This window comes from Carboxydocella sporoproducens DSM 16521 (assembly GCF_900167165.1).
In the GTDB taxonomy this organism is placed as follows: Bacteria; Bacillota.
Genome location: NZ_FUXM01000057.1, coordinates 1 through 11,457 on the forward strand (window position 1 = coordinate 1; position 11,457 = coordinate 11,457).

Annotated in this window: 12 protein-coding genes; 1 reads left to right on the forward strand and 11 read right to left on the reverse strand. The window is 42.7% G+C overall.

The features are described 5' to 3' along the window. The 11 genes from B5D20_RS14265 to B5D20_RS12975 all read right to left on the reverse strand — a co-directional run. The coding region (locus B5D20_RS14265; protein ID WP_341429574.1) for a DUF6803 family protein at window positions 1-229 on the reverse strand (229 nt) is incomplete at its 3' end. Then, on the reverse strand, window positions 210-836 hold the full coding sequence (locus B5D20_RS12930) for an ABC-2 transporter permease (RefSeq protein WP_078666626.1): 627 nt from the start codon (window positions 834-836) through the stop codon (window positions 210-212). The genes B5D20_RS12930 and B5D20_RS14265, both read right to left, overlap by 20 nt. Window positions 837-842: 6 nt before the next feature. Further along, a complete protein-coding gene (locus tag B5D20_RS12935; protein WP_078666627.1) occupies window positions 843-1,715 on the reverse strand; it encodes an ABC transporter ATP-binding protein in 873 nt (290 codons plus the stop codon). Between the two features lie 14 nt (window positions 1,716-1,729). Further along, the gene (locus B5D20_RS12940; RefSeq protein ID WP_078666628.1) at window positions 1,730-2,104 is read right to left on the reverse strand and encodes a GntR family transcriptional regulator; all 375 of its coding nucleotides are present in this window, start codon (window positions 2,102-2,104) and stop codon (window positions 1,730-1,732) included. A gap of 201 nt (window positions 2,105-2,305) precedes the next feature. Then, complete coding sequence (locus B5D20_RS12945) at window positions 2,306-3,154, reverse strand: hypothetical protein (RefSeq protein WP_078666629.1); 849 nt, start codon at window positions 3,152-3,154, stop codon at window positions 2,306-2,308. Next, window positions 3,147-3,983 carry an ImmA/IrrE family metallo-endopeptidase gene (locus B5D20_RS12950; RefSeq protein WP_159071792.1) on the reverse strand — a complete coding sequence of 279 codons (837 nt, stop codon included), beginning with the start codon at window positions 3,981-3,983 and terminating at the stop codon, window positions 3,147-3,149. The genes B5D20_RS12945 and B5D20_RS12950 overlap by 8 nt, the downstream gene beginning before the upstream one ends. A gap of 1 nt (window position 3,984) precedes the next feature. After that, entirely contained in the window at window positions 3,985-4,359 is a 375-nt protein-coding gene (locus B5D20_RS12955; RefSeq protein ID WP_159071791.1) for a helix-turn-helix domain-containing protein, read from the reverse strand. A gap of 700 nt (window positions 4,360-5,059) precedes the next feature. Then, window positions 5,060-5,161: a hypothetical protein gene (locus tag B5D20_RS14325; RefSeq protein WP_423230537.1), complete on the reverse strand. Its 102-nt coding sequence runs from the start codon at window positions 5,159-5,161 to the stop codon at window positions 5,060-5,062. Between the two features lie 108 nt (window positions 5,162-5,269). Next, complete coding sequence (locus B5D20_RS12960; RefSeq protein WP_078666632.1) at window positions 5,270-5,602, reverse strand: hypothetical protein; 333 nt, start codon at window positions 5,600-5,602, stop codon at window positions 5,270-5,272. A gap of 352 nt (window positions 5,603-5,954) precedes the next feature. Then, window positions 5,955-9,581, reverse strand: a complete 3,627-nt coding sequence (locus B5D20_RS12965; protein ID WP_078666633.1) for a hypothetical protein — start codon at window positions 9,579-9,581, stop codon at window positions 5,955-5,957. Window positions 9,582-10,099: 518 nt separating this feature from the next. Next, complete coding sequence (locus tag B5D20_RS12975) at window positions 10,100-11,116, reverse strand: DUF6119 family protein (RefSeq protein ID WP_078666635.1); 1,017 nt, start codon at window positions 11,114-11,116, stop codon at window positions 10,100-10,102. A 151-nt stretch (window positions 11,117-11,267) separates the two neighbouring features. On the opposite strand from B5D20_RS12975, the gene B5D20_RS12980 reads away from it, so the two are divergent. Then, on the forward strand, window positions 11,268-11,457 hold a 190-nt coding region (locus B5D20_RS12980), incomplete at its 3' end, for a DUF4372 domain-containing protein (protein WP_143311877.1).

The window sequence follows — 11,457 nt, forward strand, 5'->3', positions numbered from 1 at the left end:
AATTTCTAAAAAAACTAATCCCGAACAGAGTTATTGCTCCAGATAAATAAAAACCTACTGCCAGAATATCTGCAATACCTCGCCACTTTCCGCTAGCAGTAAGAGGAATTACTGCCGTTTTGAAGAGATAGAGAAAAATTCCTAAAAAGTAAACACCCAATGATACATGCAATTTTTTTACCCACCCGTCAAGATTTCTAAACGTTTCTTTAAAATTCCTTCTTCTCATAAAGCCGAACTGACAGGAACAATGAGATCAGCAGAATTATTCCAGTTAATCCGCATAGCATCACACCCAGAATATAAACAGGGACTGATTGGATCAAAGCCACAACGCCCCAATAGTTGTGTTCCCTTCCCAGATTAATTAACATAGGCATAGTCGCAGCCGACAGGATGAAGAATATGAACCAGCCGATCTGGACAAAGCGTGGCCCTAACCAGTAATACAGCGGGTAATAAATCGCTATAAACCAGATGACAAATACTATTGCCATAGCCGCATGAAATAGATCCTTTTCTAACATTACAGAACTGAACACGGTCTGATAAATCAATGCGATTCCTATCAGAAGTAAGCCGAAAAAGATAGTAAACAGATATTTGGCGATGACAACCTCTTTTCTGGAGATGGGCAGGCTGTTGATCAAGATGTGGCTGTTGTTTTTATCCTCCTGAGCGATAGTGTTTACGGTAAAAAACATCGCTAATAACGATATGAGTGAAAAGGGTAGGTCAACATGGAGGATTTGGGTAATATACAGCATAGCTAACACCAGATAGAGCAAGATCGCAGTCCGTTGCGTGACAAACTCTTTGTACAGTAAGCTTGCCATCGTTCATCACCTCGTGCTGTTTTTGTCGCTCTTAACCGTATAGAGCATGATTTGCTCTAAAGAAGGTTTTTCGTATAGCACCTGATCCTGAAATAACTGGTAAACCAGTTTCGGCTCAGTAGTCAAACCCTCAAACCCATAGGGTGTTTCCCGCAATCCAATAAAGAGCTTCCGGTTATCTTGATCCAGTAAGTCCGTCCCACCCTTGATCATGGTATATCTTTCCAAGACTTCATCTTTAGTAAGGCTGAATTGGATTCTGCCGTCATGGATGAAGGTAATAAAATCAGCTATTTGTTCCAGATCCGAAGTAATGTGGGTAGAAAAAAAGACTGTTTTCTCTCCTTCCTGGATAACTTCGGACAGAAGTTCCAGGATTTCCTGGCGAACCACGGGGTCAAGGCCAGAAGTAGGCTCATCCATAATGATCAGGTCGGCATTATGGGATAAGGCTAGGGCAATGGAATACTTCATTTGCATTCCCCTGGAAAGGTGCTTGATTTTTTTGTTAGCCGGAAGGTCGAACATTTTGAGATAACGGTTATAAGCCTTTTCGTCCCAATCAGGATAAAACCTGGCGATTACGCGCTTCATCTGTTCGCCAGTCAGATCATCGTAAAAGTGATTGTCTGCATAGACGAAACCAAGGCGCTGTTTGATTTTCCTTTCATGCTCACGGTTGTCCAGCCCGAATATCCGAATCGAGCCCTCATCCCGGTGAATAAGATTCATCATCAACTTAATCGTGGTGGTTTTACCTGCCCCGTTGCGCCCGATAAAGCCATGGATATATCCTTTTTTGATCGTGAACGAGACCCGATCCAGTTTAAAGTCTCTATAGGTTTTACTTACCTGGTCTAAAACAACCACATCCTCCATACTAAACCCCTCCTTTATCCCTCATCGTAGAGCAGCTTCAGCATCTCCTGCAGTTCTGCCAGACTAATGTTCAGGGATTTGCTTTCAGCTACCACCTCAGCCAGTTTTTCTTCGATCCACTTTAGCCTCATCTCTCGCAAAAATTCCCGGTTCGGCTCTGCGACAAATGATCCTTTCCCGACAACAGAAAAGATATAACCTTCTTTTTCCAGGTCATCATAAGCCCGTTTTGTGGTGATTACACTAATGTGCAAATCTTTGGCCAGCTGTCGGATCGAAGGGAGAAGTTCCCCTTCTTTTAATTCGCCCTTGAGGATGGCTTCTTTCAGCTGTCTTTTGATTTGTTCGTAAATCGGCTCTTTGCTGGTGTTTGAAATGATAATTTTCATGGCTTCCTTTCTCCATGCAGTGATTATAATGTATGTACTGTTTATATATAATATATACAATTTGCCTTTTCCTTGTCAATCCTATAAATTTACCTGGCTGAAATAAAAGGGTTGAGCCAGGACCCTCTCGTTAATCCCTCTCAACCCTTTTCTATCTAGCGACCAGCACTGCACTGGCCCCTGTTCTCCAGTCAGCATTCCTTACCGTCCCCTTTTTGTTTGGAAATATATTATAATAAAGAAAATTATTGCTGACAAAAGCAAAAAAATTATGGCTGCCCATGCCATTTCAACATTGGTAGAAAGATCCAGCTTATTGGAATAAATTCCATTAATAATTTCTAAACCGGTCATTTTCTCAGATTTATCTATAACTTTAAATTCTTTAGTTGCGAGCGAATTCACATACCGACAAGCTATATCATATGTCATTCCATTTTTCCTTAAAAGAAAAAATGAGCCGATTACACTCAATGCCTTGATTTCATGATATTTTTCAGAGTACTTTAATACAACTGTATTACATGCCTTGCGGTCATCAGACATAAATATGGTAACCTTATTCTTGTTGGTAATATAAAAAATTACCGCCATCGTTATGGTTTTAATTTCTCCAAGATTATTAGCGCAATCTGAATTCATTAATTCCTTTTCTACTTCAATAAACCTTTCATAAAAATGTTCTATACTCTCTCCCGTTGTAACGGCCAAAGTATTATAGTAATTCTCATAATGTTCCGTTCCAAATAGCTCACAACAATCTTTTATAGTGCTTAAAAAGGTTCGAGTAGGCATAACAAAATCCTTTTCCAAAAGTTCAAGCAGGTACTTATCGTTAACTATCTTTATACGTTGATGTTCTTTTAGCCTTCTCAGTAAATTCACTGCTTCCTGAGGCCACATAACTTCTTCATAAACTTGTTGATGTACATAAAAATCTCCACCAATACCAAGTATTTTTTCCAATAAGCTCTGTTCATTAGGAGAAGGGGAAACAGCTGATTTAATAATAAAATCCGCATCCAGCACGGAAATGTTTGAATTACTCAATTTTCTTACCCAACTCCTTAAAAATTTCTTCCATGCTTTTCTGGATGTAGTCTAAATCTTTTGCTGCTTTTCTTTCTGGAATGAGTTCTTCGTTATCATTATCAATGATTAAAGCTTTCAAGTTACTGTAATTTATCTTCCTGGTCCGTTCCTGCCAGCGTAGACCGATCTCATGTTTCCGCATTTCATATAAAACCCCAGCATTTTCATCGCGGTCGGGAATCCGCAACCATTTGTCTGCATCGCTTTCTTTAAGAAACCCCGTTTCATACAATCTCAAAACCATAGTTTTATATGGAACAGCAAAGACATCCATTAAGCGAATAATATCCAGCAAATTTAAATTAACCGATCCTATTTTCAAAATTTCTATTTGCTCTTTTAATAAAGTCCGGGGTACTAGCAAGAGAGCTGCAAAAAGATTAGCTTCCCTTTCCTCAAACTTACTACCCAGGTCCTCCGATTTTATAAGATGACTATATGCGTTCTCCAGTTGTTCACGATGGAATAAAAGGTGGTACAGCTCGTGAGCTGCAGTAAAAATTTGTTTTTCCAGGGGAAGGTTTGTATTTATAAATATAAATAATTTACCTTTATAATTACATATAAAACCACGCATTTCATCGTCCTGAATAGGAAAAAGCAGCAAGTGTGCTCCCTGTGCATAATTTTTTATAACATTGAAAATATCATCTTGAATGATTAACCCATTACCAATATATCTGCTTGCAAAACTTATTGCTCTGTCTTCAATAGTATCAAAAAGCTCTTTATCGTTGTAATAAATACATTCTTTTATTAGTTTATGAAGACTTGCCTTATTACTCATATTAAACATCCCAATCCTTAATTAATTTACTTTTATTCTCCTGTACCTGACTATGGAAAAGAATCATATCCATGATTTTTTGAGCATGTAATAGACCTATTTTTGCCTCTTTCGTTTTGACCTGACCCAAAAACATTGTGATTGGTTCTATGTTCTCGGTAACATTTTTTTCTTTTGTTAGTTCTTCAATAGGTACATTTAATATAGCAGCTATTTCTTTTAATTCTTGTACGGTAATATTTTTTCGCCCATGAACAATCTTATTGATTTCCTGCCTTGTACAACCAAGTTTTTCTGCCAGGGCAGCTTGAGTCATAGATTTTTTGTTGAGAATACCTAAAATATTTTGCCCAATAATTTGATTAGTCGTCAGCATCATAATACCCCCTTTTTTATAGTATATGTGGAATTTCTCTTTTTAGTCAATAAATTGTTTACATACTCCCTGTGTTATCGTAAATTTCGTTATCAAAATGGCGACAATCAATTTGGGGCCCACTCTTAACCTCTTCCTAAACTCAAAACCCCGCTCTCCAGACAGATAGCCAAATCCAGATTGTGCCTGACTCCGCGAAACTCGATTTCAATAGAGATATTCGCGGGCCCGAGTCATGCCGACAGTAAATCAGGCGTTGCTCTTTTTCCAGCAGTGAATTTTCGTCGTTTATCCATGCCATTTCTATAGCCCGCTGATTTGGGATTCCCTCAAAGTTATTCAACAGCTCGAAATACTTGAAACCGCTTTCGATGTATTCCAGTGCATTTAAAGGAGGGTTTTTTTTGCGATACAGGACATCGATACTGGGTCTGGCATCTTGCTACCATTTTTCCTGATAGTTGCGATAATAGTTCAGGGTCAGGATAGCGCTTTAGGAATGCATTACATAGGCATAGATAAACATATCATCAAAGTCCATATATATAAGGCTATTTATATTCTTCATCGGTGCATAAAATGGTTTCAAAGTTTTTCGTGCCGAATTTTAGAACGGTCAGGTGCCGAAGCTGTGCAGAGTGGAGAATTAGGCTTTATTGCCGAGCTCGCTACAAAAAGGGGATGAAAGCGGTGTTCCATCTCAAATTTGACAACCCGGTAGAAGGTAAGCGTGAGGGATGAGGTAGGCGGTTTTGGCAGTGATGCCGGCAGTTTTGCCGGAGCCGGGCCCGACCAGGACCAGGGCCGGGCCTCTGCCATGAGTAGCGGCTTTTTGTTGCTAGGGGTTGAGGTTAATGTGAAGAAAGGGCAAAAGGATTCACCATCCTCTTAAGCAACCTACTGGATTTAATCAGCTAATTTTTATTTTAATATTTTTACAAATAACCCTGCCTACAACTCCATCTCCTGCTATGTCCATCTGGATTAAGTTGTCCACCATTGTAAAGTCTAAATGCAAAATACAGGTTAGAAAATCAAATATTGTATCTTCCTCCTCAAAATCGAAGGAGCTTATTCCTTCAAAAACAAAAATCACATCAGGATAAGAATTTCGCCCTTCAGGGAAAGTTACCATCTCTACCTTTATTTCTATTCGCCCGGGAGTTATATGAATTTCCTTAATGATATCATCGTGAAATCCATAATCATGGATAATTCTTTCTGCTCCTTTTATAATGTTCATATAAACTATACCCCGTTTATGGTTACAAATAGTGGACATAGTTGTAAAAGAAAATCCCCATTATGCAAAGGTCACTACAGCACCAAACCCCAATCCAGTACTTTTATAGACAAAGCAAAATACTGCTAGGTAGGAAACGGATGATGCTTACAATGACCCAGGTAGATGATATCAAAATCGTATTTATTGAAAGTCCCTCATTTTTACATGGTATGAGGAAATAGTTTTTATTTTGTAGATTTAGGCCAGCCTGCGTCTCCGGCTCTACAACTACAGAAGACTCCCGCTTAGGAATTACTTCCGACCACTTATCTCTTCTCGGATGACCGCCACCGTGTGCGAGCACTATCTCCTAGTCAGTCGTCGTTATCTGGCGGTCTATTTTTTTCAAAAGATCTCCGAACTCCCAATAACCTCTCGCGCCAAGCCGGTTGATTAGCTCTTCTGCGGCAATCCTTGCTTCAGTGTCAGTACTTTCTAAGGCCTTTTCAAGGATGGTGCGAGCCTCATCTTTCAAAGCCATAATCCGCCAACCTTCTTTCTCCCCCAAGAGCATGGCGTTCAGACAGTAAACAGCATCTAGAGGGTGCGACTCCGCGATTCCCGCCAAACGCTCGACAACGATGTGGTCCGGTTCGACCTTTTGCACGAGTTCCAGTACCACTTTGAGCTGTGACAAGGCCCAATTTAACTCAAACTTCCCTGAAGCAAACCACCAGCCAAAAGCGGATAATTCCTCTGTGAATTCAGCTGGCGAAAGGGCCGTCAGGGCTGCGGCCACGCGATTTTCCCAAAGGGCTTTAAGGCGATCAATGATCTGTGCCGACACTTCACCTTCCGAATTCATTAGACTGCGTCCCACAAAATCTATGGCATGGCCTCGAAGAGCGTCGTCCGCCTTGGCGTAGAACTGGTCCAGCAAGCCGCCCGGTTCATCAAGAGCCAACTTACCTCTCCAGTACAGTTCCATGATGTGCTCAGCAAGGCGTTGGTTCGGATCACGTAAATGACGGTGATTGACTGTCTGAGAGCCGATTCGCTTGATGGCCCACCCGTATTCGTCCTTCAGGATGTCAAAGACCTTATCATAGGGCTGACAGAAAATGATGTACGTTTCCCAAGCAGCATCACGGAGGTGTACTCGTTCTGGTGCGGCAGAGAATATGTGGCTCTTTTGAGCGGCTGCCCACTGCGCATCGAGCAGCACCAGCCACGGAAACCACTGCCCATAGACGGCTCTGACGGCCACGGAAGGCTCGCGGTTGGGATCGAGGTGGAACTCTAGCACTTCCCGGACTTCCGGCATCTCGTCAAACCCGCGCTCTACACGGGTCTGGCCGACTTCTGCCTCTAAGTGCCGGTGCACCCAGAGGGCGTACCGCACCACGGCGTGTATGGCCTCACCACGGGTTGTATTGATGGAAAGCGCAGCAGGATCCATGTTGGGGCCACCGAAACGAGCCTCATGTTCGGGCGTGGGATCGGGATCGTCCGTGAGAGGCCGAAGAACAACCCACACCCGTTCCCGAAGATCAAATGGAATTTCCGCCGGCCCGTGATCGAAGCCCGTAGATAAAAGCTCCGCTATTGTCCTGCGAGTCCAGCCCCAGCCAGGATCCCGCTCGGCGCACTCCGACTTCCGTTCAGGGATCTCTTGGTTCTGCTCCACAATCCACTGCGCTAGGTCGATAGCCTGTTCCCAGGAGAACACATGCCCGTTACGAGCGGCATCACAGAGTCCGCGAAGGAGAGAACGCACATATGTCGGATCCAGCCCCTTGAAGCGCAGTGCTGCTGCGGCGAAACGCTCCGGCTCAGATGCAACAAAGGCCGAGAGTTCGCGCCCCAGCCCTTCCGGCGATGGGCTGCGCCAGCCCTCTTGCGGTTCCCACGTCCTGAGGTAAGCCACCAGCTCTTCAATGCTCATGGCACGCAACTCATCAGTTGATTTCGGACTGGTAGGCCCGACCCAGGTCCCTTCCGAATAGACCAGGAACTCGGGGTGTTCAGCCGGGCCAAACTCCTGAATCAATTCATTGTAATATCGCTTCCATGCAGCAGGTAAGGCGTCAGCCAACGGCGCCAGGCGATCCCGCTGCCAGATCTTCTTGTATCGTTCCGCTTCGTAATCTTCGGTGCATCGTTCCCAATAATCCTTCCAATCTTTCAGGTTGGGGCCTTCAGCAATCCAGCCGAGGATCGTCTCCTGATCCTTTTGCGATAGGCGGCTGAAGCAGTCCCTGGCCAAGAGGACATACTCATAACGAAGGTTGGGATTGTTGAACCGGGCATGATCCGTGAGCCGCTCGGCTATGAGCGACTCCGCCGCATCCGGGAAGCATCGCAAAAGGTGCAGGGCGATCCGCTGGAATATCGACCACCTTCTGGCTTCTAGGCGTGTGACCAAATGAGAAACCTTTGTTGGATTTTGCTGTACAAGATACTCCGCCGCATCCCGCACCGCCGTGACCAGGAAATCCTTGAACCCGTGCGGGTAGTTCTGCGCGTGATCTTCGATGGCGGGACGCCAGACATGAGAATAGTCCTTGAGTTCCCCGCCCTTCTCATCATGCCGCGACAAGCTTATGGCGGATTCAAGAATGTCACATAAGAGTTCCAGGGCGCGTTCACCCGTGGCCTCCACAAGAATCGGAACGTGTTTTTTCAGGATGTCTTCATACTCCCATGGATCGAAGCAGGAACGCGGTTGCGGGGAGGGGGTGAAAATACCGCCCTCTTCTTGATTCGGGGCGGTCTCCCGGTCTGGCACGACGGCCAACACCGTCCTGGCTAGATCGAGCGCCGCGTCCTCTTCGCCTCCCTTCGCCAGATGGGCGACGAGGGCGCCCAGTTTTACCGGGAGCAAGAGGTGATGCGGTACCTCAAACCATTCTTTGGCCTTAGGGACAAATCGGGTTGCCATGCTTGGCGGAAGGCTCAGTGCGATATCCGCAAGATCCTCGAGAACGCGAACATTGTCGGTTTCCGGTATCTGGAGCGCAATTTGTAGCACCTGTTCCTGACCCTCGGGAAGGCGAGCCATCCGCACCAGGTATCTCGATTCTGACCATATGGGAAAACGAATGTAATCTCTATCTCTCTCTGCGGGAGGCGGGTTGCTGAAAAAGCCCTTTTGGTAGAGTGGCTCAATCCAAGCCGGCGAGTCGAGACGGCTGAAAAAATACTCATAACTGGCGGCTCGTTTTTTGATGAGTTCTAATGATTCGCTGACAACTTCGGGCTTAATTTCATTCTCCTCCTCCAAGATAGCATCTATATTTCGAAAATCGTCAAACGTCCGAGGATTAAAGCGATCCAAGAGAAACCGTTCGAGAGCGTCGAGTTGTTGAAGAAACTCCTGCTTCCTAGGAGAAGAACCGTGGTGGGCAACTTTGTTGAAGAATTCCCGCATTTTTATCCAAGCAGATACGTTCAAATCTTCAATCGTAGACGGAAGAAGGCGGTCGGGCGAATCAAGCTGGCGTAAGGTCTGTCTGATCTCCTCTCGTCTCCTGGGGTGGTGGTCATTGAACCAGGTGAAGAAATCCTGTAAATGCCGTAGCAACTGCCGAAGGGGATTGTCGATTTTCCCACACCACGCTCCCTCTGCATAGCATGAACTTTTTGATATAACTTGGTTCCATTTTTCCTCAATTTTCTGTACCTTCGGCTTCAGCGCTTCCTTATTTGCTTTTAAAGGGACATCAACGAACGTAGGAAGCTTTTCCATCAGTTCACGGATACCATGTGCTGCCAACGCTAACGCGTCGGGATTGTTTTCGTCCCTCATCACGAGCAAGGCGCCAAGATACATTTGCGCCAGATCGGAGTGCCAACGTTTCAAAGCGCGAAAAAGGGCTAGTTGCTGCCCAGAGAGGTCTATTGCACGTGGAAACTGCGGGTCGGTCTTCGGGTTCAGATCATGCTCGCGGTCTTGCATCATTCGCACCCCCAACACCTCAACCATTTCGATAATCATCGAATTTCACTCTCCTCTGCACCCGAGATTCTTCTCGAACTCCTAAATTGTCCGGAAGAGCTCTAGACCTAAGTTCCCGGAACCACAATCTGACTTTTACCACCAGATCCACGAATGCGGGTGTTCTTCGAGAAATTTGCTGATATCAACTTTAACTAAGTATCGCTTTTTGAGCTTCAAGAAGTACTTATCGGGTATCGGAGGTACGCTGCTATCGTTTAAGTACTGGTTCTGAATTGACTTGACGTCCTCCTCCGTAATATCACCCCGTTCCTCAAGGCGACAAATCTCATAGAGCACTCGAGCGTAATGGCGTACGGCCTCTCGGTGTTTAGCCTCGTGATCAGACGGTCTCCAGATGGACAACAGTAACCCCGCAAAGAAGTTGCCAACCGCGATTATGGCCTGAAGCCACTTGAAGCCATCTGATGTTAAAGGAGTGTGATCCTAGCGATGTTCCAATTCCTTTGTAATATAATTTCAACACCGCAACTTTATCATCTGTATCTGTTTATACATCAATCTTTAACATAATTTATTTTAACTTTATACTCCAATCCCGCACTTGCAACTTGTTTTTTCCATTCAACTAATTTCATTAAAAATATCAAAGATTCAATCTCACTCAATTTGTTTATCTTATTTTTTCTATCCATTATTAGCCATAAACAAACCCCTTTAGGCTTAATAGGTCTAGAATTAATAATTATTTTAGTTTCCTTATCTTTTAACATATTAACAGTACTCAGACACTGGTCAATTACATATCCAAGTTTTTGTGGGGTTCCAATTTTTACAAAGTATAATATATTATCCTTATATAAATCCATTTTTTCAATATTGTATTTTTTTCTTATTTGTTCAAAATCCCTATCAAAATTCTCATATCCTTTATTTTTCTGGACAGTATTAAAATACTTTTCTTTATACATATTTTTTTCATCAAGTCCATTTTCTACTATATAAGATTTATAATCTGTAATTGATAAATCATCGTCTTCTAAATATTCATGGGGAATTTTATCTGCTTCTGCCTCTAAATAATCTATATAAGAACGGTTAAACTGATACCACTTTCCATCTAATAGGCAGTATTTCTCATCATCCACATAATCTAAAAAATATTTTATGTTATTGCTATAACCTTTATCATTTTCATTCTTAGCGCAAACATAGATGTTATCTAATTCTTGATATAAATCAATATTATTCTGTCTAATAAATGCTCTAAAGTCTTTCATATTTAATTCTTTAACTTCATAACTAGTTTTCCTTTTATTACCTTTTAAAAAGAAAGTATATTGATTTTTATCTGTAAAAACAAAATCCACACCAAATATAGATACTTCATCCATTTGTATATTTGAATTATCATCGAGTATTCGAGAAACTAGTTTCATATTTAATTGATAAATTTTTTCTTCGTTCTTAACTACTTCTACTCTTGGTAAACTAAATTTAGGTGGTTCTTTCAGCACTTCTTCAATATCATTTATAAAAACAGTCAAGTCTTCTGCAGTAGTGTTGCATAAAATTTTTTAAAATTTGTCAAGCTGGGAATTAATTCGATTTAACACAAAATAGGACGAATTATGCGTTTTTTAGCTGAGAAATATAAAAATCTCCTTTATAATAGAGATTAAGGGTAGTCCTTGCCCAAATCTCTAATATAAAGGAGAAGCTATAATGCAAGGCAAGGATATCACAAAATCCACATTTTTTCAATTGTTTCAGCCAATTTTTAACGAAAAAATTTTTCAGCTTATTAATAACGCAGGTGTTGACAAATACGTTAAAAAACTGACAGCACTTAAGCTATTCTATCTTCTGGCCTATGCCCAGTTAGAACAATTAAAAGGTCTACGGGATATTAGCA